Genomic DNA, 24,679 nt, shown 5'->3' with positions numbered 1-24,679 from the left:
GAGGTAACTGACACGGGATGGCGCGGCGTAGAAAATCCTTGACCCCTCCGCATGCAGATGATGCGAAGGATGCACCAGGGAGTGAAACAACAATGCGCCTGCCGTTCTTTTATGGGTGGGTCATCGTCGCCGTGACTTTCGTGACGATGGCCGTCGGCGTCAATGCACGCACGGCGTTCTCGCTGTTCTATCCGCCTGTTCTCGCCGAATTCGGCTGGGACCGCGGCGTCACCGCCGGCGCGTTCTCGTTCGGCTTCGTTGCCTCCGGAATCGTCAGTCCGCTGATCGGACGGCTGATGGATCGCACCGGCCCGCGGGCCGTAATGGAGCTCGGCGTCGTGCTGATGGCCGGCGGTCTCCTGCTCGCGCCGCTGACCACGCAGCCCTGGCATCTGTACCTCACCATCGGCGTGATGGTCGGCGCCGGCAGCGTCTGCCTTGGCTATTCCGGCCAGTCCTTGTTCCTGCCGAACTGGTTCATTCGCCGCCGCGGGCTGGCGATCGGCATCGCCTTCGCCGGCGTCGGCGTCGGCTCGATGACGCTGTTGCCGTGGGTGCAGCACATGATCGCGCAGACCAACTGGCGCACGGCCTGCACCGCGATGGGCATCGTCGTGCTGGTCGTGCTGGCGCCGATCAATCTCTTGCTGCGCAAGAAGCCGGAGGAGATCGGCCTGCGCCCCGACGGCGACGCCGCGCCGCTCGCCCACGCGGCCAAGCCGGTCTCCAACGTCGTCGACGCCGCCTGGGCCGGCACCGACTGGACGTTGTCGCGCGCGCTGCGCACGGGCCGGTTCTGGTGGCTCGCGCTGGGCTATTTCTTCGGGCTCTATGTCTGGTACGCGGTGCAGGTGCACCAGACGAAATACCTGCTCGAGATCGGCTTCAGCTCGAGCGTCGCGGTGTGGGCGCTCGGGGCCGTCAGCCTGCTCGGGATACCCGGCCAGATCGCACTCGGCCATTTGTCGGATCGCCTGGGGCGCGAGGCGGTGTGGGGATTAGGCTGTCTCGGCTTCGCGATCTGCTTCGCCGCGCTGATCGCGCTCAAGGCCGCGCCGTCGCTGGTGCTGATCTACGTCATGGTGGCGACGCAGGGCGCGCTGGGCTACGGCCTGACCTCGGTGATGGGCGCGGTCGCGCTGGAAATATTCCAGGGGGCGCATTTCGGCAGCATCTTCGGAACGCTGATGTTGATCGGGCTGTGCGGCGGCGCAGCGGGGCCGTGGGTGACCGGCGTGCTGTATGACTACACCCTGAGCTACACGCCGGGCTTCGTGATCGCCTTCCTCGGCGCCTTCGTCTCGGCGGCGGCGATCTGGATCGCGGCCCCCCGCCGGGTCCGCCTCGTCGCCGGCCAGTTGCACAGGTTAAAGACGGCGGGGGCGGCGGCATGATGTGTGATCGGGGCCGACTTGCCATCGCGCCGCGGCCGTGAGCTAATCGGCCAATCCAGGGAGAGGAACCCCATGAACGAGCATGTCCAGGCCGCCAAGGCCGCGCCGCTGTTCAATCCGCTGTCGCCGGAGTTCATCCGCGATCCCTATCCCTTCTATGCGCAACTGCGCGACAACGATCCGATGCATGTGACGCCGTTCGGCGCGTTCCTCGCCAGCCGGCACGCGGAATCGAGCCTAGTGCTGCGCGATAAGCGCTTCGGCAAGGACTTCGTCGCGCGTTCGATTCGGCGCTACGGCCCCGACATCATGCAGGAGCCGGTGTTCCAAAGCATGCGGCATTGGATGCTGCAGCAGGACCCGCCGGACCACACCCGGCTGCGCGGCCTCGTCGTGAAGGCGTTCACGGCGCGGCGGGTCGAGGACATGCGGCCGCGCATCCAGGAGATCGTCGACCGCACGCTCGACGCGGTGATTCCGCAGGGCCGGATGGATCTGATCGAGGACTTCGCGTTCAAGCTGCCGGTCACCGTCATCTGCGACATGCTTGGGATTCCCGAGGAGCATCGCGAGGCGTTCTACAAGAGCTCGCGCGAGGGCGGCCGCCTGCTCGAGCCGGTGCCGCTGTCCAAGGCCGAGATTGCCGAGGGCAATGCCGGCAATGCCGTGTCCAAGGCGTATTTCCAGCACCTGTTCGAGCTGCGCCGGAAACATCCGGGCGACGACCTGACGACGCAGCTGCTGCAGGCCGAGGAGGACGGTGCCAAGCTCAGCCATGAGGAACTGACCGCCAACATCATCCTGCTGTTCGGCGCGGGACACGAGACCACGGTCAACCTGATCGGCAACGGCCTGCTGGCGCTGCACCGCAACCCGGAGCAGCTGGCGCTCTTGAAGGCGCGGCCGGAGCTGATCACGAACGCGATCGAGGAATTCCTGCGCTACGATTCCTCGGTGCAGCTCACCGGGCGGGTCGCGCTCGAGGATATCGAGGATCTCGGCGGCCGGCGGATTCCTGCGGGCGAGAGCGTGCTGTGTCTGCTCGGCTCGGCCAACCGCGATCCCGCGGTGTATCCGGACAATCCGGAGCAGCTCGATATCACCAGGCCAAACGTGAAGCCGCTGTCGTTCGGCGGCGGCATCCATCATTGCCTGGGCGCGCAGCTTGCCCGGATCGAGGCCGAGATCGCCATCGGAACCCTGCTGCGGCGGCTGCCGGAGCTGAAGCTGGACGATCCGGACAACCCGGACTGGCGGCCGACCTTCGTGCTGCGCGGCCTCAAACGGCTGCCGGCCCACTGGTAACCATCTTCGTCAACGGAGTTGTCCAACGCCCCGGAAAGACCGACAGCGCTGTGACTTCGCCATACTTAATCCTATATGATGCAGCGCTCCGGTATCGATGCCAGTGGGCCGCGGCCGCATTGGTTTTAAGGTTGGGACGCCGGAGCGTTGTCCTTTGAGGGAGACCCCGTGCAGACGACCCTGCTCGGCTTGGCGATTGCCTTCATCCTTGCGCTCCTTGCTGCGCTGATCGGCCCGTACTTCGTCGACTGGAACCAGTTCCGGCCGCAGTTCGAGGCCGAGGCGGGCAAGATCATTGGCGTGCCCGTGCGGGTCGCCGGTGCGCTGGACGCACGGCTTTTGCCGACGCCGACGCTGCGGCTGCGCCAGGTCACCTTCGGCGGCGCCAACCACCTCGGCAAGCTGCGCGCCGACAAGCTCGACGTCGAATTCAGCCTCGGCGACCTCATGCGGGGGCAGTGGCGGGCGAACGAGCTTACCATCGGCGGCATGGCGGCCGATCTCGGCCTCGATGCCAAGGGTCAGGTCGACCTGCCGGCAGCCTCCGGCCGCTTCGATCTGGCCGCGCTCGCCATCGACCGGCTCAACCTCACCGGCCGTGTCGCGCTGCACGACGCGGCCAGCCGCTCGACGCTGGAACTGACCGACATCGTCTTCTCCGGCGACGTGCGTTCGCTGGCCGGTTCGCTGCGCGGCGATGGCGCGGTGTCGATCCGCGGCGGCCGCTACCCGTTCCGGGTGTCGTCGAGCCAGGACAAGGACTCCAACGGCCTGCGCGTCCACCTCAACATCGACCCGGGCGAGCGTCCCGTGATGGCCGACATCGAAGGCCTCATCAGCTTCCCCAACCGCTCGCCGAAGTTCGAGGGCGCGCTGACGCTGTCGTCGCCCCCGAAGGAGCAGGGCGCCGACAACGACAAGCCCGCCCAGCCTGTGAAGGAGCCATCCGCAAAGCAGGCTCAACAGGCCAAGGCGGGTCCGCTGAACCAGGCCGGCGCGACGCCTTGGCGCATCGCCACCAAGATCGTCGGCGACCAGGCGTCGGCCAAGCTCGACCAGATCGAGGTCAGCTTCGGCCAGGAGGATCGCTCGCTCAAATTCGCGGGCAGCGGCGACGTCCGTTTCGGCGCCGCCCCCGTGCTGAAAGCCTCACTGTCCGCACGCCAGCTCGATGCCGACAAGCTCCTGGCCGGCGGTGACGACATCAAGGATCGACGGGCGATCGCGCCCGCGCTGGTGCTGCCGGCGCTGCGCAATTGGATCGCACAACTGCCGACCCTGCCGATGCCGGCCAACGTGCAGTTCGCGACCGAGCAGATCATGCTTTCCGGCCGCCCGGTGCAGAACTTTACTGCCGACCTCCACAACGAGCCTTCGGCATGGAGCCTCGAAAAGGTCGATCTGCGCGCGCCCGGCTCGACACGGCTGACCTTCCGGACCATCGGCATCTCGACCTCGGTCACATCGGGCTTCACCGGCGCGCTTGATCTCGAATCGTCGGAGCCCGACACGCTGGTGGCCTGGCTGCAGGGCCGCAGCGACAGCAGCTATCGCACGCAGCGTCCGCTGCGGCTGCGTGGCGACCTCAACGTGGCGCCGGAGCGGGTCGCGATCGACAGCCTCAAGGCCGACATCGACGGCGGCTCCGTTGATGGACGCGTCGCCCTCGTCAACCGGCCAGCGGGGCCGGGCTCGCGTTTCGAGGCGGTGCTGAAGGGCGATCGGCTCGATCTCGACGCGGCGATGGCCGTGACCCGTTCGCTGGTCGGCGTTACCGGCGAGTGGCCGGCGGAGGCCAGCGTGGCGCTGGACGTCGGCCGCGCCAAGCTCAGCGGCCAGGAGCTGCGTCCGCTCACCGCGCGCTTTTCCTACGATCCCAAGACCATCGCCATCGACCAGATCAAGTTCGGCCAAAGCAGCGGCGTGACGAGCGAGGGCTCCGGCCGGTTCGATCGCGCCGATGCAACCGGGCGGCTGGTGGTGACCTCGATGGCCGGCTCGCTCAAGGAGATCACTGCGCTGGTGCAGCCGCTGGCGCCGCAGATCGCCGCCCGCTTCGATGCGCTCGGCACGCCTGCCGGTGCCGCCCGGCTGAAGCTCACGCTCGATCTCGCCAAGGATCCGGCCAATGCCGATCGCAGCCAGGCCAAGGCGGTGCTCGATCTCGACGCGCCGCAACTCAAGGGCTCGGCGACGCTGACGGCAAAACCGTCGGCGGCGGCGCTGCGCAGCTTCGAGCTCGATGCGATCGATCGAACCGAGCTTGGAATCGAGAGCCGGGTGTCGTCGGAGCAGGGCAGTGCCGTGCTGGCGCTGCTCGGACTCGATCGCGTCGCGGCGGCGGGCAACGGTCCGGCCCAGTTCGACGCCAGCGTGACCGGCAGCTGGCGGACGCCGCTGCGGGTGAATGCGAAGCTGTCAGGCGCCGGTCTCGATGGCGATGCGCAAGGCTCCGTCGATCCCTGGGGCGACACCGCCAAGGCCAACGTCAATCTGCGCCTGCGCAGCGCCAACCTGTCGCCGTTGTTCGGATTGAAGCCGCAGGATCCGGCGGCGCAGAACATCCGGCTGTTCGGCCGTCTTGGTCTTTCCAACAATCGCGTGACGCTCGACGACATCGACAGCACGGTCGGCGGATCGCGGCTGCGTGGCCGGCTCGCGCTGGTGCTCGATGACGACAAGCAGATCGACGGCGAACTCGGGCTGGACGCGCTCGACGTGCCGCAAGTGTTCTCGGTGCTGATCGGCGGGGCCGGGCGTGAGTCGGCCGAGCCTTTGGGCGCCGGTCTCTTGAAGGGATGGCGCGGACGCGTCTCGTTTCAGGCCCTCAGCGGCGCCATTCTGAACGGCACTGATCTGCGTCCGCTGGGCGGCGCCATCAAGAGCGACGGCCAGTCGCTGACCATCGAGAATCTCAAGGGCAAGCTCGGCGGCGGCGACGTCAACGCGACCGTGGATGCGCGCTCCAACGCGAATGGTCTCGTCCTGAACGGCCGCGTCGAGTTGGCCGGTATTGACGGCAACGCGCTACGCTATCACAGCCTGAAGATGCCGGCCGGCAAGGTTTCGGCGCAGATGACGCTCGCCGCCGAAGGACGCAGCGTGCAGGCAATGATCAATGCGCTCTCGGGCAATGGCACGGTGACGCTTGACAATGCGGCGCTCCCCAATCTCGACCCGCGGGCGTTCGATGCGGCGTTGCGCGCGGCCGACGCAGGCCAGGTGAGCGACGACGGCAAGTTGCGGCAGGTGATCGAGCCGGTGCTGGCATCGGGGACGTTGCCGGTCACGGCTGCGCAGATCCCCTTCATCATCCGCGATGGCCGGCTGCGTGTCGGCGCCACCACGCTCGAAGCGCAGGGCGCCCGTGCCATCGTCTCCGGTGGCTTCGACATTCCGGCCGATCAGGCCGACATTCGCGTCAGCCTGAGCACGAGCACGGTCGGCAATGCCAATAGCCGTCCCGAGATCCAGCTGTTCGTGGTCGGGACGTCCGAGGCGCTGACGCGCGCGGTCGACGTCACCTCGCTGTCGTCGTGGCTGGCGGTGCGTGCCATCGATCGCGAGACGCGGCGGCTGGATGCGATCGCGCGCGGCGAGGTGCCGCCGGCCTATCCGTCGTCGACGGCGTCGCTGCCCGGTGCACCCGAGGCTGGCCCGGCGGCACCGAGCGCGGCCGACGTGCCGCTGCCCGGTCGTGATCCGCGGCGCGAGCCGCGCACCAAGCTCGGTGGTCCGCGCGCCGTCGTGCCGCCGCTGACCCCGCCGCTCTCGGCTCCCGCCCCTGCGCCTCAGCCGGCGGCACCGATGGCATCGAGCCAGCCGCAGGTCGCGCCCTTGCCGCCGCCGGTCGAGATCAAGCCCGCGCCGGGTGCGCTGCCGCCGCGCCCACGGCCGGTGCCGCGTCCGCCGGTCGTGCTGACGCCGCCGGGCAGTCCATGATGCCGGCTGACGGCGTGCGGAGACCGCGCCGATGATGACCTTGCGACAGGTCGAGGTCATTCGCGCGGTCATGGTGACGGGCACCATCAACGGCGCCGCGCGCCTGCTAAAGGTGTCGGCACCGGGCGTCAGCCGTCTGGTGAAATACACCGAGCGCTCGCTCGGCATCCGCTTCTTCCAGCGCCAGAACGGCCGCTACTTCCCGACGCCCGAGGCGCAGAACATCTTCGAGCAGATCAACAGCGTCTACGAGAAGGTCGACGATCTCAGCTACATCATCTCCAACATCGGCCGTGGCGCGCTGTCGGAACTGCGCGTCGGCTCGGTGCCCAGCATCTCCCAGGTGATGGTGCCGCGCGCGATCGAGCGCGTCCGCCGCCGCTATCCTGATTTGGGCATCGACATCAACGTCCTCAAGATCGAGGAGGCGATCGACTATCTGATGCTGGGAAAGGGCGAGTGCGTGGCGATGAGCTACCGGCTCGATCATTCCGGGCTCGAATTCCTGCCGCTGGCCTCAGGCGAATTGTTCTGCATCGTGCCGCCGGGACACGAGCTCGCCGGCCGCAAACAGGTCTCGGCTGCCGAGATGACGCGCTATCCGCTGATCGGCATCGATCCCAACGACCCCTACGGCCGGATCATGGCCGAGATCTTCGCGCGCAACAAACTCAGCTACAATATCTCGATCAAGGCGCGCTTTGGCACCACAGTCTGCGCGCTGGTGAAGGCCGGGCTCGGCATCGCTGTGATCGACCAGTTCACGGTCGCGCATGGCGGCTATCCCGGCATTGAGTTGATCAAGATCGCCGAGCCGACGCGGTTCGACACCTACATCGCGGTCAAGCGCGGTACGCCGCTGTCGCTCTACGCCGAACACTTCATCGACTGCTTGCGCGCGGAGATGCGCGCGCTGGAGCCCGGCCGACGTCAGGTGGCCAAACCGGCGAAATCCGGTGGCGGCAAAAAATAACATGATGTTAGGTTCAGCCGATATTTGAGTAATTGTGTTAGCGAGCGGACGCGCTATCGTCTGCAACGAAATCCGCGCGTGCGGCGCTCGCACGTCACAGCAGCAAGAGACAAAAGCGAACGTGCCTGATCTTTCCGCGCTCAAAGCCCGAAAATTCCTGACCGGCTTGATCGGTGCCCCGATCGCGCATTCGGCCTCTCCCGCCATGCATGAGCACGCCGCGGCGGCGCTCGGCGTGCGCTGCCATTATCAGCTGATCGAGGTCGCCGGCGCGGATCGTGCCGGACTGGCGATGCTGCTGGAGGGCGTGCGCCGGCTCGGCTTTGCCGGCGTCAACGTGACCTATCCCTACAAGGAAGCCGTGGTCGAGCTGCTCGACGAGCTGGCGCCGAAGGCGGCGGCGATGGGCGCCGTGAATACCGTCGTCGTCCGCGACGGCCGGCTGATCGGCCACAACACCGATACCACCGGCTTCGAGCGCGCGGTGGCGCCGCTGGTCAGCCAGAGCCATCGCGGCGTCGTGGCGCTGATCGGGGCCGGCGGAGTCGGCAAGGCGATTGCCTTCGCACTTGCGAACCTCAAAGTCGCTGGGCTGCGGATCTATGACACCGAGCGGGCGCGCGCCGCGAAGCTCGCGAGCCTGCTGCCTGCCGGCACCACGGTGACTGTCGTCGACAGCGTCGAAGACGCGCTTCAGGGAGCGGTGGCTGTCGTCAACGGCACACCGATCGGGATGCTGCCGAACCGCGGTACGCCGGTGCCGGATCACTTGCTGCGTGCCGACCTCTGGGTCGCCGACGCGGTCTATTCTCCGCTCTGGACTCCGCTGCTGAAAGCCGCCAGGGCCAAGGGCGCTCAGGTCCTGCTCGGCCGCGAGCTCGCGATTTACCAGGCCGCGGACGCCTTCGAATTGTTCACCGACCTTGTGCCTTCGACCGAGGCGATGGGGGCGGCCTTCGACAATCACATGGCGGAGAGATATCCGGCGGTTGACGCCGCCTGAGCCGACCGCCAATACGCGGCGGAACAAGTCGTTCAAGCAAGAAACGCAAACAAGCGTTTAAAGCAGAGGAGGAAACAACGTGAGATCGATCATCCTGGCCGGACTGTGCTCGGCCGTGCTGCTGTCCGGAGCCGCCTACGCGCAGTCCGGTGCCCCCATCAAGATCGCCAACGTCGCCGAGCTGTCCGGCGGTGGCGCGACCGTCGGCACCAACTGGAAGAACGGCATCGACCTCGCGGTCGAGGAGATCAACGCCAAGGGCGGCATTCTCGGCCGCAAGATCGAGGTGAGCCACGCCGACTCGCAGTCGAACCCCGGCGTCGCCCGTGCCCAGGTGCAGAAGGCGCTCGACGCCGAGCCCTATGTGCTGCTCGGGCCCGGCTATTCCGGATCGGTGAAGGTGACGGCGCCGCTGGCGGCCGAAGCCGGCATCACGCAGATCATGGGCGGCGAGGCGGCCGAGCTGACGCAGGCCGGCAACAAGTTCCTGTTCCGCACCTCGTTCGGCCAGCAATCGTCGATGCCGAAGGTCGCCAAGTACATCAACGACGAGATCAAGGCGAAGTCGGTGGCGGTGGTTTGGGTCAACAACGACTTCGGCCGCGGCGGACGCGACGTCATCACCAAGGAGTTCAACCGCCTCGGCATCAAGGTCGCGGCCGACCTGTCGACCGAAGCCGGCCAGGCCGACTTCGCCGCCGACGTCAGCAAGATCAAGGCGGCCGCGCCGGATGCCGTCTTCATCTATGTCAACGAGGAAGAGAGCGCGCGCATCCTCAAGGAGATCAAGCGCCAGGGCGTGACGGCGCCGCTGATCGGCGAGACCACGCTGGTCGGCCAGAAGGTCATCGAGCTCGCCGGTGATGCGGCCAACGGGGCTCGCGGCCATGTCGGCCTCACCACCGATGCGCCGGTCGAGGCCATCAAGGCGTTCCGCGACCGCTTCGTGAAGAAGTACAACTACGTGCCCGACCATAACGGCCTGAAGGGCTATCTCGCCATCTACATGGTCAAGGCCACGACCGAGAAGATGGGCAAGGTCGACTCCAAGGCGTTTGCCGATACGCTGCACGGCCTGACCATCAAGACATCGGCCGAGCCGAACATCCTGATGGACGTCACCTTCGATCAGAATGGCGACATCGATCGCCAGGGCTTCCTGGTCGAGGTGGTCGAAGGCAAGCAGGTCGTCAAGCAGGTGCTGCCGAAGCTCAACTGAGGACAACGGTCGACCGGCGGCGCCGGAGGGGATGCCAGTGCCGCCGTCACCCAAAGGCTTAGGGGGAAACGATGTCCAATCTGCTCGACCTGATCGTGGCGGGTCTCGCCACCGGCGCCATCTACGCGCTCGTTGCCGTCGGCTTCACCTTGCTGTGGCAGACCTCGCAGACCATCAACTTCGCCCAGGGCGAGTTCGTGATGCTGCCGGCCTTCCTGATGCTCGCGGTGATGCATCTCGGCGCGCCGTTCTGGCTCGCGGTTCTCGTCGGCATCCTGTTGTCGGCACTTCTGCTCGGTCTCGCCTTCAAGATGCTGCTGGTCGATCCGATGCTGCGGCATGGCGTGCTGCCGCTGGCGATCGCCACCATGGCGCTGGCGGTCGGGATCAAGGAGGCGGTGAAGCAGTTCTTCAGCGCCGAGGCCTCGCCTTTCCCTTCGATCGTGCCGGTAGGTGACGTCACCGTCCTGGGCCGGGCGATTTCGCTGCAGAGCCTCGGCGTGCTCGCCGTCGCGATCCTCGCGGTCATCGGATTGACCACGCTGTTGAACCGCACCTCGCTCGGCCATCAGATGCAGGCGGCCGCGCAGAATCCCACGGTGGCGCGCATCATCGGCGTGCCCGTCGAGCGTATGATCCTCCTGACCTTCCTGATCAATGCCGTGCTGGTCGCGCTGGCGTCGCTGCTGATCACGCCGATCTATCTCGCGAAGTTCTCCAGCGGCGAGGTGCTCGGGCAGGCGGCGTTCATCGCCGCGATCGTTGGCGGCTTCAACCAGGTGCGCGGTGCCATCGCCGGCGGTCTCCTGATCGGCGTCGTTGACAACCTCGCCGCGGCCTACGTCTCCACCCAGTATCGCGCCGCCGTTCCGATGGTGCTGCTGATCCTTGTCATCCTGTTCCGGCCGCAGGGCCTGCTCGGACGCGCCGAGGAGCGTACGGTATGAGCAAGCACAGCAGACTGCTTCTCGTCGCGCTGGCCGTCGTGGTCATTGCGGGTCTGATCATCATCCCGATGAACTTCAACCGCTACGGCCTGTACATCCTGAGCCAGTGGGCGGTGATGACCATCGCAGCGATGGGATTGAACCTTACGCTTGGCTACGCCGGGCAGGTGTCGCTGGCGCAGGGCGCCTTCGTCGGCATTGGCGCCTATGGGGCGGCGATCCTGACCACGCATGGCTGGCCGCTGATTGCCGCGCTCGGCCTCGTCATCTTGATCTGCTTCATCGTCGGCTGGCTCCTCGGCTATCCGGCGCTGCGCGTTCAGCATCACTATCTCGCCTTCGTCACGCTCGCGTTTTCGACGCTGGCGTTCCTGGTGTTCCGCAACGAGAGCTGGCTCACCAACGGCATCTACGGCATCAGCAACATTCCACGTCCCGACATCTTCGGCTTCCCGACCCGCAAGCCGCTGCCGTTCTACTATCTCTGTCTCGGCTCCCTCGGCCTCGTGACGCTCGCGATGTGGTGGCTGATCCGCTCGCCCTGGGGCCGCGCCTTCATGGCGCTGCGCGAAAATCCGATCCGGGCGCAATCGCTCGGCATCGACACGCGCCGCTATACGCTGATGGCGTTCGCGATCGGCTCGGTGCTCGGCGGCATCTCCGGCGTGCTCTATGCGCCGCTGACGCAATATGTCGATCCCGTACCGTTCAACCTGCAGCTCTCGCTCGACCTCCTGATGATGGTCATCGTCGGCGGGGCCGGCTTCATGCTGGGACCGTTCCTCGGCGCCATGATCGCGGTGCTGCTGCCGGAGTGGCTGCGCTTCGCGGAAGGCTATTATCTGATGCTCTATGCGGCCGCCGTGATCGTGCTGCTGATCTATTCGCCGAGCGGCATTCTCGGCATCCTCGACCGCTATCTCAGCTCACGGCGAACCCAGGCGGCGTCCGCGTTGCGGGCCGCGGCTCAGTCCAAGCTGGAGGCCGTGCGATGACCGCAGTTCTCGACGTACGCGACGTCAAGAAGAGCTTCGGCGGAATCACCGCCGTCAACGGCGTCAGCTTCGACGTGCACGAGGGCGAAATCCTCGGTCTCATCGGCCCCAACGGCTGCGGCAAGTCGACCTTGTTCAACTGCATCCTCGGCCAGCTGGTGCCGAGCGCGGGCGAGGTCAGGGTCGACGGCAAGCTCGTCACCGGCCAGCGCCCGTCCGAGCTGAACCGCCTCGGCGTCAGCCGCACATTTCAGCTGCTGCAGGTGTTCCCGAAACTGTCGGTGCGCGACAATCTGATCCTCGCGGGCCAGGAGCATCGCGGCAGCATGCTGTCGCGCCTGTTCGGCCCGTCGGATGCGGGGCTCACGGAGACGGCCGATCAGATGATCGGCTTCTTCAAGCTTGAGCATCTCGCCAACGAGCCGGCCGGTGGCTTGTCCTATGGTCAGCAGAAGCTGCTCGATGCCGCCATGGCCTTCATGGGCGGCCCGCGGCTGGTGCTGCTCGACGAGCCTGCAGGCGGCGTCAACCCGACCATGCTGGGCGACCTCAAGGAGCGGCTGATCGCGATCAACCGCGAACGCCGCGCCACCTTCGTGGTGATCGAGCACAACATGGAGTTCGTGATGTCGCTGTGCTCGCGCGTCATGGTGATGGCGGAGGGCAAGGTGCTGGCGATCGGCAAGCCCGACGAGATCAGGGCCAACCCGGCCGTGATCGAAGCCTATCTCGGACATTGAGGAGACGGCGATGAGCGATCCCATTCTCGACGTCCAGAACCTCGTCGGCGGCTACGGCAAGATGACGATCCTCAACGGCACGACCTTCTCGGTGCCGGCGGGCTCGATCACCACCGTCATCGGTCCGAACGGCGCCGGCAAGTCGACCGTGTTCAAGGCGATCTTCGGCCTGCTCAAGCTGCGCGAAGGCAAGGTGGTCTTCAAGGGCCGCGACGTCACCGGCTTGAGCCAGCGCGCGCTGCTCGGCGCCGGCATCTGCTACATCCCGCAGGGCCGCAACATTTTCGGCGAGCTGTCGGTCCGTCACAATATCGAGCTCGGCGGCGTGGCCGCACCGCGCGAGTTCGATCTGGCCGCCCGTGTCGAGGCGGCGCTCGACGTCTTTCCCGTGCTGCGCAGGAAGGCGGACCGGCAGGCCTCGACCCTGTCAGGCGGCGAGCAGAAGCAGCTCGAAATCGCGCGCGGGCTTCTGCTCGAGCCGCAGCTCGTGCTGATCGACGAGCCCTCCATCGGCCTGTCGCCCTTGATGGTGCAGCAGACCTTCGACATGCTGAAACAATTGCGCGACCGCGGCGTCTCGGTGCTCCTGATCGAGCAGAATGCGCGCTCGGCGCTGGAGATCTCCGACTACGGCATCGTGCTCGAGCTCGGCCGCACCCGCATCATCGACAAGGCCGACCGCGTGCTGGCCGATCCGCGCATCGGCCAGCTGTTCCTGGGCGGCGCGATGGAGGAGACGGCGGCATGAACCAGCGCTCGATCGCAACGGTCTCCATCTCAGGCGCGCTCGACGAGAAGCTCAAGGCGATCGCCGCCGCCGGCTTCGATACGGTCGAGATCTTCGAGAACGATCTCGTCGCGTTCGGGATGCGGCCGCGCGAGATCGGGCAGATGTGCCGCGACCTCGGACTTGCGATCTGCGCCTATCAGCCGTTCCGCGATTTCGAGGGCATGCCGGAGCCGCAGCGCGCGCGCAACTTCATCCGCGCCGAGCGCAAGTTCGACCTGATGCAGGAACTCGGCACCGATCTGCTGCTGATCTGCAGCAGCGTGTCGCCGGCCTCGCTCGGCGGCATCGACCGGGCCGCCGCCGATTTCCACGAGCTCGGCGAGCGCGCCGCGAAGCGCGGCTTGCGCGTCGGCTACGAGGCGCTGGCCTGGGGCCGCCACGTCCATGACTATCGCGATGCCTGGGAAATCGTCCGCCGCGCCGATCACAAGGCGATCGGCGTCATCCTCGACAGCTTTCATGCGCTGGCGCCGGCGCTGCCGACCAACGCGATCCGCGCGATTCCGGCCGACAAGATTTTCCTGGTGCAGCTTGCCGATGCGCCGAAGCTCGAACTGGATGTGCTGTCCTGGAGCCGGCATTTTCGCAGTTTTCCGGGGCAGGGCGATCTGCCGGTAGGCGCGTTCATGGAGGCGGTCGCCGCGACCGGCTATTCCGGGCCGCTGTCGCTGGAGATCTTCAACGATCAGTTCCGCGCCGGCTCGGCGCCGCGCACCGCGCTCGATGGCATGCGCTCGCTGCTGCTGTTGCAGGACGACCTCGCTGGAAAGACGCCGGCGTCATCGGCCGCGCGCTTCGAGCCTCGGGTCAAGAGCCACGGCATCGGCTTCGTCGAGTTCGCGGTCAGCGAGGACAAAGCGGAGTCTCTGGCGAGACTGTTCGGACAGCTTGGCTTCCGCAAGACGGGGCGTCATCGCAGCAAGGCGGTGCAGCGCTGGTCCCAGGGCGCAATCGAGTTGGTGATCAACTGCGAGCCGGCCAGTTTTGCGCATTCACACTACGTCACGCATGGGGCTGGTGTCTGCGCGTTGGCGCTGGACGTCGACAGTGCCGCTCGTGCCATGGCGCGGGCGCAGTCCTTGAAGACGCGCACCTTCACCCAGCCGGTCGGGCCGGGCGAGCTGGAGATCCCGGCGATCCATGGTGTCGGCGGCAGCCTGCTGTACTTCCTGGATACCCACGGGCGGCACTGGGACGTCGATTTCGAAGCCGTCGCCAGCGACAAGAGCACCGACCGTCTCGTCGCGGTCGATCACATCGCCCAGTCGATGCCGCATGAGGAGATGCTGTCCTGGCTGCTGTTCTATGCCGGGCTGATCGACTTCTCCCGCCTGCCGCAGATGGAGATCGCCGATCCCAGAGGCCTCGTGCAGAGCCAGGCGATCGTCAACGGCGATCGCAGCCTGCGCTTCATCCTCAACGGCTCCACGGCGACGCGCACCTTGTCGTCGCGCTTCATCTCCGAGTTCTTCGGCTCCGGCGTCCAGCACATCGCGTTCTCCTGCGACGACATCTTCGCGGCCGTGGCCGAGATGCGCGCCCGTGGTGCCGGCTTCCTCGACATTCCCGACAACTATTACGACGATCTCGAAGCCAAGTATGATCTTGCGCCCGAGACGATCGCAGCGCTCCGTGCCAACGAGATCCTGTACGACCGCGACGGCGACGCCGAGTTCTTCCAAGTCTACACCCATATCTTCGAGGAGCGCTTCTTCTTCGAGATCGTGCAGCGGCGCAACTATCAGGGCTTCGGTGCGGCCAATGCCGCGATCCGGCTGGCCGCGCAGGCCCGCGAGGTACGGCCGGACGCGATGCCGCGGCTTTAGCTCAGGGCTCGGGCCGGATGCCGGGCAGGCCGACGATCTCCTCGGCGAGATAGTCGATCAGCAGCCGCACGCGCGCGATGCCGGCGCGCTCCGGGACGATCAGCATGTTGAGGGGAGTCGATGGCAGACGGTGGTCGGGCAGGATGACCGTCAGCCTGCCAGCCGCGATGAGGTCGTCGACCAGCCACGCATGGCTCCCGCCGATTCCGCGCCCGGACAGCACGGCCTCTCGAACCGCGAGTCCGTGATTGGTGCGGAAGCAGCCTCTGAACGGCACCTCATGGCGTTCTCCGTCGGGTCCCATGACGACGAGCGACTCGCTGCCCGCGACGTTGGTCATGCGGATGCCGTCATGCCCGATCAGCTCCTGCGGCGTGCGCGGCGTGCCGCGTTTCGCCAGATAGTCCGGCGAGGCGACAAGAAGCCGGTGCGAGTAGCCGAGCGACCGCAGCTTCAGAGAACTGTCGGTGAGCGGAGCGAGACGCAGTGCGATGTCGACACCCTCCCGCACGAGGTCGATGCGCTCGTCGGTCAAATTGAGATCGATCGCGATGTCCGGGTAGCGATCCTGGAACGCGAAGACGAGCCGCGTGATGTGCAGGATCCCGAAGGCCGCCGTACAGGAGATCCGGATCGTGCCGGCGGCGGCGCCACGCGCACCGCGTGCCTCGTCGCCGGCCTGGTCGATCAGGCGGAGGATCTGGACGCAGTTCGCGTAATAGCGGCTGCCTTCGTCGGTCAGGGTCACGCGCCGGGTGGTGCGGCTGAGCAGCGGCACGCCGGTCGCATCCTCCAATTCCTGAAGGTGACGCGAGATGGTGGATTGGCCCAGCCCGAGCTCGCGCGCCACGGCCGACAGGCTGCCGCGCTCGGCAACCCGGACGAAACTGCGCATGTTGATGAGGCTGATGCCTGACTTATCCATAAATCAGCATAATGTTATCGATATATGCCATATAGTGGATAGGTGGGCGCGCGTCTATGTTCCGGCTGTTCCAGCAAAGGGATCAAGGCCATGAATGTGCTGCTCGTCTTCGCCCACCCCGACCCCCGCTCGCTCAACGGTGCCCTACGCGACGTCACGGTTGCCGAGCTCGAATCTCAAGGCCATCAGGTCAGGGTCTCGGATCTCTATGCGATCGGCTGGAAGGCGGCTGCGGATCGCGCCGACTTTCCGCAACTGCCGCCGGATGCGCGCCTCAACGTTGCCACCGCGTCGGGCGAGGCCTTCAAGACGCACACGCTCACTGACGACGTCAGGGCCGAACAAGAGAAGCTCTTGTGGGCCGACGCGGTCATCCTGCAGTTCCCGCTGTGGTGGTTCACGATGCCCGCGATTCTCAAGGGCTGGGTCGACCGGGTGTATTCCTACGGCTTCACCTATGGTGTCGGCGAGCACAGCGACAAGCGCTGGGGCAACCGCTATGGCGAGGGTGTGTTTGCCGGCAAGCGCGCGATGCTGGTCGTGACCACCGGCGGCTGGGAGGAGCACTATTCGGCGCGCGGCATCAACGGGCCGATCGACGATCTCCTGTTTCCGATCAACCATGGCATCCTGTTCTATCCCGGCTTCGACGTGCTGCCGGCCTTCGTGGCGCACAAGGCGAGCCGGATCGACGAGGCCGGATTTGTTGAGATCGCTGACCGACTGCGCGCGCGGATGCGGACGCTGTTCACGGATCAGCCGATTCCGTACCGGCGGCAGAACCACGGCGACTATCTGATCCCGTCGATGCAGCTTCGTCCTGAGCTCGGCGCGCCGGACGCGCGCGGCTTCGCGCTGCATGTCGACGCCGCGCGCTGACGCGATGTGGTAGGTCGCGAACGCCGCCGCATAGGCCAGCGCGAACATGTAGAAGAAGGTGACAGCCATCCAGCGCCAGCTGCCGGTTTCTCGGCGGATGACGGCGAGCGTCGAGGCGCATTGCGGGGCGAAAATGTACCAGGCGAGCAGCGCCAGCGCCGTGGCGAGGCTCCATTTGCTGGCCAGCACCTGTCCGATCTGCTCGGCGGCCTCCTTGCCGCCTTCGATCGCATAGACGGTGCCGAGCGCGGCGACTGCGACTTCGCGGGCGGCCATGCCGGGTACCAGCGCCACCGCGATCTGCCAGTTGAAGCCGACCGGCGAGAGCAGGGGGGCGATCGCCTGGCCGATCATCGCCGCGAGGCTGTAATTGATCGCGGGCTCGGTCGCGCCCTCCGGCGGCTGCGGGAACGACGCCAGGAACCAGATCAGCACCATCATCGAGAAGATCGTGGTGCCGGCGCGCTGCAAGAACATCTTGGCGCGGGTGTAGACGCCGATCGCGATGCTGCGCAACCGCGGCATCTTGTAGTCCGGCAGCTCCAGCATGAACGGCGCCGGCTGGTAGTCGCGCATCAGGAAGAACTTGACCAGGAACGACACCAGCAGCGCGCTGATGATCCCGGCGGCGTAGAGCCCGAACATCACCAGGCCCTGCAGGTTGACCAGGCCCCAGATCTTGGTCGGCGGGATGAAGGCCGAAATGATCAGCGTATAGACCGGGATCCGCGCCGAGCAGGTCATCAGCGGCGCGATCAGGATCGTGGTGAGCCGGTCGCGCCGGTTGTCGATCACGCGCGTCGCCATGATGCCGGGAATGGCGCAGGCAAAGCTCGAGAGCAGCGGGATGAAGGCGCGGCCATGCAGCCCGGCGCCGCCCATGATGCGGTCCATCAGGAACGCCGCGCGCGCCATGTAGCCGAAATCTTCCAGGAGCAGGATGAACAGGAAGATGATGATGATCTGCGGCAGGAAGACGATGACGCTGCCGACGCCGGAGATCACCCCGTTCTGCAGGAAGCTCTGCAGCAGGCCTTCGGGAAGCTCGTCGTGAACGAGCTGGCCGAGCGCATCAAAAGCCGCCGATAGCACCTGCATCAGCGGCTGGGCCCAGGCGAACACCCCCTGAAACATCACGAACAGGATCGCCAGCAGGATCAGCAGGCCGCCGACCGGATGCAGCGCGATGGCATCGATCCGGGCGGTCCAGGTATCGGGCCGCTCGGGCAGGCTGACCGTCTCCGCGATGATACGGTCGGCCTCGCGCTGGGTGGCGCGCAGCTCCGGGACCGTGAGGGGACGCCAGGTGTTGGCGCGCTCTCCGGTGGCCGCGGCCGCCTGGGCCAGGAGCTCGTCGGTCAGCCGCAGCAGGTCGTCGGTGCCGCCCTTGCGCACGGCGATCGACGTCACGACCGGCACGCCCAGCGCCTGCGACAGCGCGGAGACGTCGACCGTTACGCCGCGCCGCTTGGCGATGTCGAACATGTTGAGCACGAGCGCCAGCGGCCGGCCGGTGCTCTTGAGCTCGAGCAGCAGCCGGATCGTCAACCTGAGGTTGGTGGAGTCGGCAACGCACAACACCAGGTCGGGCAGGACCTCGCCGGTGGCACGTCCCAGCACGAAATCCCTGGTGATTTCCTCGTCAGGGCTGCGACCGCGCAAGGAATAGGTGCCGGGCAGGTCGACCAGCGAGACCTGGCGGCCCTGCGGGGTGACGAAGGCGCCCTCTTTGCGCTCGACCGTGACCCCGGGATAGTTCGCGACCTTCTGGCGGCTTCCCGTCAGCGCGTTGAACAGCGAGGTCTTGCCGCTGTTGGGCGTACCCACCAGGGCCAGATGCAGCAGAGGGCTTTCCATGACGACGCTTTCCGCGCGGCCTATGCCACGATGACGGCCATGGCCTCGCGCCGGCGGACCGCGACGGTGATGTTGTCGACACGCACGGCGATCGGATCGCGCCCGACGATCCCCTCATGCAGGATTTCGACCCGGGCGCCCTCGACGAAGCCCAGTTCGATCAGCCGGCTCTCCAATTCGACGTCCGGCAGGGACGAGCTCGCGCCGCCCGCAGCCAGATGCTGGATTGTTCCGGTATAGCCTCGCCGGGCGAGACCGAGCGGCTGAGGCGGCCTTGTATCGCAAATTTCGCTCATAGCCTGTATTTTCAATCGCGTGCCAAGAGGTCAAGCGCGGCATGTTAAATGCCGCGGCATCTTAGAGCGATTTTAAACAGGCCGGGCGGATCGCCGTCTGATCTGCCTCAAGGAGCCGCGGCGGCTGCCGTGTGCCGGGTGTCCACCGCCGCCTTCGGCTCGAGGCCTGAAGACGCTGCGGCGCGGCTCTTGAAGTGGTCGAGCACGAACAGCCGGATCGCCGAGGACAGGTTGCCCTGCTGGCGATTGTTGTCGATCTCTCCGACCAGCTCGGACAGGGTCATGTTACGGAGACCCGAAATCTCCTTCATGCCGTTCCAGAAGGCCTCTTCGAGGCTGACGCTGGTCTTGTGGCCTGCGACCACGATTGAACGTTTTACGACGGGCGACTTCATCACGCGTCCTCGCCATTGATACGATGTTGATCGAGTAATTCGTTCGCGCGCTTGTCGCGTTGGGCGTCAGTTGCGCGTTCGGACTTCGTCCTGCCGAAGCGAGCGCGGTTGCTTTCGGCGACCTTCGCTTCCTGATCGCGCTCCACGCGCTTTCTGAAACGCTTCAAGTTGATGACATCACCCATGCTTGCTCCAATCATCTAAGCCATCGAACGTCGCGACGAGAGCATGCGCATTGCGCGGATGAGCCCAGGCGTTCTCCAGACAATCATGTCATCGCTCCCTGATAGTTCGATGGCCATTCGCGTCGTTGCGAGCGGGATTTGTTTACTCAACAAACGCAGCAGAACTTGTAGTCGAGAGTATCCTTTAGGGGTTAACAGCGAGAATTGCATCACCCCCCGTAGTACTACGGGGCTACCGCTACGCTCGCCCCGGCCTTGTCATCCTCTCGGGTTGAACGAGGCGGTCGAATTCGTCCTCGGAGACGAGACCGAGCCGCAAGGCCTCTTGTTTCAGCGTGGTGCCGCGCTGATGCGCTGATTTCGCGACCTTGGCAGCGTTGTCGTAGCCGATCTTCGGCGCAAGCGCTGTCACCAGCATCAGCGAGCGCTCCATCAGCTCGCGAATGCGAGCAGCGTCGGCCTGAATACCGGTTACGCAATGTTCGCTGAATGAACGTGCTGAATCACCTAGTAATTGTATGGACTGCATCATGCAATGTGAAAGCAATGGTTTGTAGACGTTCAGTTCGAAATGACCCTGACTGCCGCCCATGGTGATCGCCGTGTGATTGCCGAACACCTGGCAACACACCATCGTGAGCGCTTCGCACTGCGTCGGGTTCACCTTGCCCGGCATGATCGAGGAGCCCGGCTCGTTCTCCGGCAGGATCAATTCTCCCAATCCGGAGCGCGGGCCTGAGCCGAGGAAGCGGATGTCGTTAGCGATCTTGAACAGGCCGGCGGCCGCCGCATTCAGCGCACCATGGGTGTACACATAGGCGTCGTTGGACGCGAGCGCCTCGAATTTGTTGGCCGCGCTGGTGAAGGGCAGGCCGGTGATGTCGGCAACATGCTTGGCGAACAGCTTTGCGAACTTCGGATCCGCGTTCAGGCCGGTGCCCACGGCGGTGCCGCCCTGCGCCAGCGGCAGGAGATCCCGCGCCGCAATCTCGATTCTTGCGATCGCGCTCTCGACCTGCGCGGCGTAGCCGGAGAACTCCTGCCCCAGCGTGAGCGGCGTGGCGTCCTGGGTGTGGGTGCGGCCGATCTTGACGATGTCCGCGAACGCCTCCTGCTTGGCGCGCAATGCCGCCAGCAGCTCCGACAGCGCCGGCACCAGATGGCCCGAGATCGCGCGCGCTGCGGCGATGTGCATCGCGGTCGGGAACGAGTCGTTGGACGACTGGCTCATGTTGACGTGGTCGTTCGGATGAACGGGCTTCTTGGTGCCGCGCTCGCCCCCCAGCAGCTCGCTGGCGCGATTGGCGATCACCTCGTTGAGGTTCATGTTGCTCTGGGTGCCCGAGCCGGTCTGCCAGACGACCAGCGGAAAGTGGTCGTCGAGCTTGCCGTCGATGACCTCCTGCGCCGCTTGGACGATGGCGTCCGCCATGCGCGGCTCGAGCTGGCCGAGCTCGCGGTTGGTCTGGGCCGCGGCCATCTTCACCAGCGCAAGCGCGTGCACGATGCCGATCGGCATGCGGTCGTGGCCGATGCGGAAATTCTGACGGCTGCGCTCGGTCTGCGCGCCCCAATAGCGATCGGCGGCGACCTCGATCGGGCCGAAGCTGTCGGTCTCCGTGCGCGTCGCTCCGTGCGATGATGGATTTGCTGAATGTGCCATGAAGCATGCCCATGATTGGTGGTGAACCGGCGTCGACCGGTTCAAGCATGCTTCAATCTCGTGGTCCAACCGGCGTTCCGCGCGCGGCGAATGCGCCTACTTCTTGCGGAAACGGTCCAGGCGCACGACCTCGGCGCCTTCTCCCGGCGAGGCTGGCGGGAGCGGCTTGTCGTCGCTGGTCTCGGCCGGTGTCGCAGGCTGCGGACCGGCGATGGCCGATGGCGCCGGTGCGGCCGGCAGCTTCGGAGCTGGCGGCGTCTCGGCAATCGCCTCCGACGGCTCGAACTGCAGTCCGAATTGCACCGACGGATCGAAGAAGCTCTTGATCGCGTGGAACGGCACCACGAGGCGCTCAGGGATGCCGCCGAACGACAGGCCGACCTCGAACCGATCCTCCGAAACCACCAGATCCCAGAACTGGTGTTGCAGGATGATCGTCATCTCCTCCGGATATTGCGCGAGCAGCCGCGGCGACAGCTTCACGCCCTCGGCCTTGGACACGAAGGTGATGAAGAAATGATGCTCGCCCGGGAGACCATGGGCAGCAGCGTCGGTCAGCACCCGGCGCAGCACCCCGCGCAACGCGTCGCGCGCCAGCACATCGTATCGAATATGATCCGTCGCCATGATCGGTCCTGTATCGTGAGGGCTGCGCCCGACGTGTCGAGCGGCCGCGCCCGGCAGGCAGCAGCATTCCCGACTCGCGTCAGTCACATCGTACCCGGCATCGGTGCCGAGGTCAGCAGCCATGCCGGTCGATCGCCAGATATGGGAACGGGTAGAAGCTGGCGGAAGTCCGGTCAACGGAGGAATGAACGGATGACGCGCCAAAAAACTGGGGACAGCACGGCCCGCGACGGGGAGACCGGCCAAAGCGGGGCAAGTGAAAGTGGAGGCTTCTGTTGCCAGGTGCCTCCGAACCCCGCCTAACGGAGCTTAACCCGTTAGGACTTTAAGGTGGTCTTTCAAACTGCGTTACGCAGCCTGAGCAACCGGAGCAAAGTTGTCGTTGGCAACTATTGCAGTAGCCCGATAACGGCGGAACAATACCGGGAAAAAGCTCGCCCTTTACGCCCTCGTCGATCCTATTTCGCCCCCGCCAAAACCCATCCGTCGGTGGGCTTTGGTGGAGGCGCCGGGTACCGCCCCCGGGTCCGAATGGTTTATTTCGACGGCGATTTATTTCCATAGCCGGCAAGCCGGCACCCCCTATATAGGCCGCCGGCCGGCGGATGCACAGGGCCGAAACGCCGCGGCGCGCGACAAAAATGTGGGCGGCTGCTGGGAACCTCTGGTTCGACCTTGGCAGTCTGGTTTTCGTCCTCCTACAGTGCGGCATGCCTCCCGAAGCTGCGCAGGTTGCCTCTCCCGCTGCCGACATCGCCAGACACCCGCCCAGCCTCCGCACGCTCTTCTTCGCATTCGCGAAAATGTCGCTGTCGGGCTTCGGCGGCGTGCTGGTGTTCGCGCGGCGTGCGATCGTCGATGAGCATCACTGGATGACGGCGGAGGAGTTCAACGCGACCTTCGCGCTCTGTCATTTCCTGCCCGGACCGAACATCGTGAATTTCTCCGTGGTGTTCGGCGCGCGATTGCGCGGTGTCGCGGGTGGAATCGCTGCCTTTGCAGGCCTGCTCGGACCACCGATGCTGCTGATTACCTCTCTCGGTGCCATCTACGGTCATTTTGGACAAGCCGACACGTGGCGACGGGCGCTTGCAGGCGTGTCCTGCGTGGCCGTGGGTCTGCTGGCGTCGGTGGTGTTTCGCATGATCTCGCCGCTCCTGAAGAAGAGCGACGTGGCGGGCGTTGCCGTCGTGGCTGGCGTGTTCGTGGCGATCGGGCTGGCGCGCCTGCCGCTTCAGGAGGTTCTGCTGGTGGCCGTGCCGCTCAGCCTAGCCGTCACCTATGCCAAGACGCGGTCGGCACGATGAGCGGGGACGACAATCCGTTGTTCCAGCTGTTCTGGACCTTTGCGTTGATCTCGCTGTTTGCGGTTGGCGGCGCAGTGGCGGCGATTCCCGAACTGCAACGTGTTGCAGTCGAGGCCCGGCACTGGATGACGGACAAACAGTTCGCCGATCTGTTCGCACTCTCGCAATTGTCGCCCGGGCCCAACGTTCTGATCGTCACCCTGATCGGCTATTCGGTCGCAGGCGTGGCAGGTGCGGCGGTCGCGACGATCGCGATGTGCGGTCCCACCGCCGTGCTCTCCTATTTTGTCAGCCGCTGGCTCTCGAATGCGCGGGATGCGCGCTGGCCCGCCATGCTGCAGGCGACGCTGGTGCCGTTGTCGATCGGCTTGATGGCGGCGAGCGCATGGATTCTCGGTCAGGCTTCCGACCAGACGTGGCGGGCGTTCGCGCTGACGGTCCTTGCCGCAGTCGTTGCATCTATGACGCGACTCAATCCGCTCTGGCTGCTCGCCGCGGGCGGCTGTCTTGGTTTTGCTGGCCTTCTCTAGGGAAAGTCGCTAGGCAAAATAGAAGCGCGACCGGTTTGCTCCGGGCCGCCGAACGAAAACAGTGCCGGCCATCAAGGCCGATCGGGGAGGGCGAGGCATGGCCGAGACCACGGGCCAATTGTCGGGCGAAACGGCGGGCATGTCGGCCGCCCGCAGCGTGACCGGCGCATCGATCATTCTGGTCCTTGCCTTCGCGCCACAGATCATCGAACTGCTGATCGCCTTGGCCGGTCTTGTAGGTCCACTCTCCGGACGCGGTCCGCTGCAGGTCATTGGAGCCCATGCGTCGGCCTTGTCAATGGCGATCCCGAGCCTGGCGCAGCAATATGCCGCAAGCGGCAAGACCTCGCTGTCTTCCGATGTTCTGCTGGCTCTCATCTACACCTATCCGCTGATCGCGGTCGCGGTGTTCACATTCATGGTACGTCCACGCGCGCCGCAGGACTATTTCGGCGGCGTCGTGCTGATGGCGATCGCGCTGTTCGCGTTGTGGGCCTCCAGCGACCTGCAGGGCATGCGCGGCTTCTCGTTCGGTGCCGGAACTGCGCCGCGGATGTTCGGTCTGCTGCTGCTAGGGCTCGGAGCTGCCGTGGCCGTGATCGGCGTCGTGAGTGAAGGCGCGCAGCTTGCGACCTATCACTGGCGCGGACCGCTGTTCGTCTCGCTCGCGATCCTGACCTTCGCCGTCTCCATTCGCCCGCTCGGACTATTGGTCACGGGGCTTGCAAGCTTCCTGATCGCGGCGATCGGCAGCCCCGAGACGCGCTGGCGCGAGGCCCTGATCGTCGGCATCTGCCTGACCGGCGGCTGCGCGCTGCTGTTCCCCTACGTGCTGGGGTTGCCGATGCCGCTGTTGCCGCGTTTCCTTTTGCAGTGAGGGC

21 protein-coding genes, 1 other RNA gene and 1 pseudogene are annotated in these 24,679 nt (G+C 65.9%); 15 read left to right on the top strand and 8 right to left on the bottom strand.

All coding sequences use genetic code 11. From position 1 onward, the window contains the following. The first annotated feature begins 92 nt into the window (after positions 1-92). From QX048_RS23125 to QX048_RS23075, 11 genes are all read left to right on the top strand, one after another. The gene (locus tag QX048_RS23125; protein WP_315752462.1) at positions 93-1,394 is read left to right on the top strand and encodes an MFS transporter; all 1,302 of its coding nucleotides are present in this window, start codon (positions 93-95) and stop codon (positions 1,392-1,394) included. A gap of 72 nt (positions 1,395-1,466) precedes the next feature. Beyond that, entirely contained in the window at positions 1,467-2,699 is a 1,233-nt protein-coding gene (locus tag QX048_RS23120) for a cytochrome P450 (RefSeq protein WP_315713385.1), read from the top strand. A 168-nt stretch (positions 2,700-2,867) separates the two neighbouring features. Then, the gene (locus QX048_RS23115) at positions 2,868-6,641 is read left to right on the top strand and encodes an AsmA-like C-terminal region-containing protein (RefSeq protein WP_315752463.1); all 3,774 of its coding nucleotides are present in this window, start codon (positions 2,868-2,870) and stop codon (positions 6,639-6,641) included. A gap of 31 nt (positions 6,642-6,672) precedes the next feature. Continuing rightward, positions 6,673-7,614 (top strand): LysR family transcriptional regulator, encoded by a 942-nt coding sequence (locus QX048_RS23110; protein WP_316200741.1) that lies wholly within the window; start codon positions 6,673-6,675, stop codon positions 7,612-7,614. Between the two features lie 121 nt (positions 7,615-7,735). Continuing rightward, on the top strand, positions 7,736-8,617 hold the full coding sequence (locus QX048_RS23105; RefSeq protein ID WP_315713382.1) for a shikimate dehydrogenase: 882 nt from the start codon (positions 7,736-7,738) through the stop codon (positions 8,615-8,617). A gap of 79 nt (positions 8,618-8,696) precedes the next feature. Then, complete coding sequence (locus tag QX048_RS23100) at positions 8,697-9,836, top strand: ABC transporter substrate-binding protein (protein WP_315713381.1); 1,140 nt, start codon at positions 8,697-8,699, stop codon at positions 9,834-9,836. A 71-nt stretch (positions 9,837-9,907) separates the two neighbouring features. Beyond that, positions 9,908-10,783, top strand: a complete 876-nt coding sequence (locus QX048_RS23095) for a branched-chain amino acid ABC transporter permease (protein ID WP_315713380.1) — start codon at positions 9,908-9,910, stop codon at positions 10,781-10,783. After that, positions 10,780-11,778: a branched-chain amino acid ABC transporter permease gene (locus tag QX048_RS23090; RefSeq protein WP_315713379.1), complete on the top strand. Its 999-nt coding sequence runs from the start codon at positions 10,780-10,782 to the stop codon at positions 11,776-11,778. The genes QX048_RS23095 and QX048_RS23090 overlap by 4 nt, the downstream gene beginning before the upstream one ends. Beyond that, positions 11,775-12,518 (top strand): ABC transporter ATP-binding protein, encoded by a 744-nt coding sequence (locus tag QX048_RS23085; RefSeq protein WP_315825248.1) that lies wholly within the window; start codon positions 11,775-11,777, stop codon positions 12,516-12,518. The genes QX048_RS23090 and QX048_RS23085 overlap by 4 nt, the downstream gene beginning before the upstream one ends. A 10-nt stretch (positions 12,519-12,528) precedes the next feature. Then, positions 12,529-13,266 carry an ABC transporter ATP-binding protein gene (locus QX048_RS23080; RefSeq protein ID WP_315713377.1) on the top strand — a complete coding sequence of 246 codons (738 nt, stop codon included), beginning with the start codon at positions 12,529-12,531 and terminating at the stop codon, positions 13,264-13,266. Continuing rightward, positions 13,263-15,134, top strand: a complete 1,872-nt coding sequence (locus QX048_RS23075; protein ID WP_315825247.1) for a bifunctional sugar phosphate isomerase/epimerase/4-hydroxyphenylpyruvate dioxygenase family protein — start codon at positions 13,263-13,265, stop codon at positions 15,132-15,134. Before QX048_RS23080 ends, QX048_RS23075 begins: the two co-directional genes overlap by 4 nt. 1 nt (position 15,135) lies before the next feature. On the opposite strand, the gene QX048_RS23070 is transcribed toward QX048_RS23075, so the two are convergent. After that, positions 15,136-16,059, bottom strand: coding sequence for a LysR family transcriptional regulator (locus tag QX048_RS23070; protein ID WP_315825246.1), 924 nt, complete (start codon positions 16,057-16,059; stop codon positions 15,136-15,138). 90 nt (positions 16,060-16,149) lie between these two features. Here QX048_RS23070 and QX048_RS23065 point away from each other — a divergent pair, with 90 nt between their 5' ends. Further along, positions 16,150-16,938 carry an NAD(P)H-dependent oxidoreductase gene (locus QX048_RS23065; protein ID WP_315713374.1) on the top strand — a complete coding sequence of 263 codons (789 nt, stop codon included), beginning with the start codon at positions 16,150-16,152 and terminating at the stop codon, positions 16,936-16,938. Here QX048_RS23065 and QX048_RS23060 read toward each other — a convergent pair. From QX048_RS23060 to ssrA, 7 genes and pseudogenes are all read right to left on the bottom strand, one after another. Continuing rightward, a pseudogene (locus QX048_RS23060) lies at positions 16,927-18,795 on the bottom strand (ferrous iron transporter B); the annotation flags it as partial. The gene QX048_RS23065 and the pseudogene QX048_RS23060 sit on opposite strands and share 12 nt — an antisense overlap. Before the next feature lie 20 nt (positions 18,796-18,815). Then, on the bottom strand, positions 18,816-19,091 hold the full coding sequence (locus QX048_RS23055; RefSeq protein ID WP_315713372.1) for a ferrous iron transport protein A: 276 nt from the start codon (positions 19,089-19,091) through the stop codon (positions 18,816-18,818). A gap of 107 nt (positions 19,092-19,198) precedes the next feature. Continuing rightward, positions 19,199-19,486 (bottom strand): ribbon-helix-helix domain-containing protein, encoded by a 288-nt coding sequence (locus QX048_RS23050; protein WP_315713371.1) that lies wholly within the window; start codon positions 19,484-19,486, stop codon positions 19,199-19,201. Beyond that, entirely contained in the window at positions 19,486-19,671 is a 186-nt protein-coding gene (locus QX048_RS23045; RefSeq protein WP_315713370.1) for a DUF4169 family protein, read from the bottom strand. Before QX048_RS23045 ends, QX048_RS23050 begins: the two co-directional genes overlap by 1 nt. Positions 19,672-19,909: 238 nt before the next feature. Continuing rightward, a complete protein-coding gene (gene fumC / locus QX048_RS23040) occupies positions 19,910-21,334 on the bottom strand; it encodes a class II fumarate hydratase (RefSeq protein WP_315713369.1) in 1,425 nt (474 codons plus the stop codon). A gap of 96 nt (positions 21,335-21,430) precedes the next feature. Beyond that, positions 21,431-21,961: an SspB family protein gene (locus QX048_RS23035; protein ID WP_315752475.1), complete on the bottom strand. Its 531-nt coding sequence runs from the start codon at positions 21,959-21,961 to the stop codon at positions 21,431-21,433. A 261-nt stretch (positions 21,962-22,222) separates the two neighbouring features. Further along, positions 22,223-22,577, bottom strand: a transfer-messenger RNA (tmRNA) gene (gene ssrA, locus QX048_RS23030). Between the two features lie 94 nt (positions 22,578-22,671). Between ssrA and QX048_RS23025 the strand changes: the two genes are divergently transcribed. The 3 genes from QX048_RS23025 (at position 22,672) to QX048_RS23015 (ending at position 24,675) form a co-directional block, all read left to right on the top strand. After that, positions 22,672-23,268 (top strand): chromate transporter, encoded by a 597-nt coding sequence (locus QX048_RS23025; RefSeq protein WP_315713652.1) that lies wholly within the window; start codon positions 22,672-22,674, stop codon positions 23,266-23,268. Next, positions 23,265-23,798 carry a chromate transporter gene (locus QX048_RS23020; protein ID WP_315713367.1) on the top strand — a complete coding sequence of 178 codons (534 nt, stop codon included), beginning with the start codon at positions 23,265-23,267 and terminating at the stop codon, positions 23,796-23,798. Before QX048_RS23025 ends, QX048_RS23020 begins: the two co-directional genes overlap by 4 nt. A gap of 97 nt (positions 23,799-23,895) precedes the next feature. After that, positions 23,896-24,675 (top strand): tripartite tricarboxylate transporter TctB family protein, encoded by a 780-nt coding sequence (locus QX048_RS23015; RefSeq protein WP_315713366.1) that lies wholly within the window; start codon positions 23,896-23,898, stop codon positions 24,673-24,675. The last annotated feature ends 4 nt before the right edge of the window (positions 24,676-24,679 follow it).

It is taken from the genome of Bradyrhizobium sp. SZCCHNS30572 (assembly GCF_032484415.1).
GTDB lineage: Bacteria > Pseudomonadota > Alphaproteobacteria > Rhizobiales > Xanthobacteraceae > Bradyrhizobium.
Note: the sequence above shows the minus strand (reverse complement) of the source record. Positions and strands in the feature narration are given on the sequence as shown.

What these genes read in the sequence shown, in the direction of transcription:
- QX048_RS23125 (WP_315752462.1), top strand. Translation starts at nt 93, where the DNA reads ATGCGCCTGCCGTTCTTTTATGGGTGGGTCATCGTCGCCGTGACTTTC.
- QX048_RS23065 (WP_315713374.1), top strand. Translation starts at nt 16,150, where the DNA reads ATGAATGTGCTGCTCGTCTTCGCCCACCCCGACCCCCGCTCGCTCAAC.
- QX048_RS23055 (WP_315713372.1), bottom strand. Translation starts at nt 19,091, where the DNA reads ATGAGCGAAATTTGCGATACAAGGCCGCCTCAGCCGCTCGGTCTCGCC.
- fumC (WP_315713369.1), bottom strand. Translation starts at nt 21,334, where the DNA reads ATGGCACATTCAGCAAATCCATCATCGCACGGAGCGACGCGCACGGAG.
- QX048_RS23080 (WP_315713377.1), top strand. Translation starts at nt 12,529, where the DNA reads ATGAGCGATCCCATTCTCGACGTCCAGAACCTCGTCGGCGGCTACGGC.
- QX048_RS23085 (WP_315825248.1), top strand. Translation starts at nt 11,775, where the DNA reads ATGACCGCAGTTCTCGACGTACGCGACGTCAAGAAGAGCTTCGGCGGA.
- QX048_RS23090 (WP_315713379.1), top strand. Translation starts at nt 10,780, where the DNA reads ATGAGCAAGCACAGCAGACTGCTTCTCGTCGCGCTGGCCGTCGTGGTC.
- QX048_RS23045 (WP_315713370.1), bottom strand. Translation starts at nt 19,671, where the DNA reads ATGGGTGATGTCATCAACTTGAAGCGTTTCAGAAAGCGCGTGGAGCGC.
- QX048_RS23015 (WP_315713366.1), top strand. Translation starts at nt 23,896, where the DNA reads ATGGCCGAGACCACGGGCCAATTGTCGGGCGAAACGGCGGGCATGTCG.
- QX048_RS23120 (WP_315713385.1), top strand. Translation starts at nt 1,467, where the DNA reads ATGAACGAGCATGTCCAGGCCGCCAAGGCCGCGCCGCTGTTCAATCCG.
- QX048_RS23050 (WP_315713371.1), bottom strand. Translation starts at nt 19,486, where the DNA reads ATGAAGTCGCCCGTCGTAAAACGTTCAATCGTGGTCGCAGGCCACAAG.
- QX048_RS23020 (WP_315713367.1), top strand. Translation starts at nt 23,265, where the DNA reads ATGAGCGGGGACGACAATCCGTTGTTCCAGCTGTTCTGGACCTTTGCG.
- QX048_RS23070 (WP_315825246.1), bottom strand. Translation starts at nt 16,059, where the DNA reads ATGGATAAGTCAGGCATCAGCCTCATCAACATGCGCAGTTTCGTCCGG.
- QX048_RS23075 (WP_315825247.1), top strand. Translation starts at nt 13,263, where the DNA reads ATGAACCAGCGCTCGATCGCAACGGTCTCCATCTCAGGCGCGCTCGAC.
- QX048_RS23025 (WP_315713652.1), top strand. Translation starts at nt 22,672, where the DNA reads ATGCCTCCCGAAGCTGCGCAGGTTGCCTCTCCCGCTGCCGACATCGCC.
- QX048_RS23095 (WP_315713380.1), top strand. Translation starts at nt 9,908, where the DNA reads ATGTCCAATCTGCTCGACCTGATCGTGGCGGGTCTCGCCACCGGCGCC.
- QX048_RS23110 (WP_316200741.1), top strand. Translation starts at nt 6,673, where the DNA reads ATGATGACCTTGCGACAGGTCGAGGTCATTCGCGCGGTCATGGTGACG.
- QX048_RS23035 (WP_315752475.1), bottom strand. Translation starts at nt 21,961, where the DNA reads ATGGCGACGGATCATATTCGATACGATGTGCTGGCGCGCGACGCGTTG.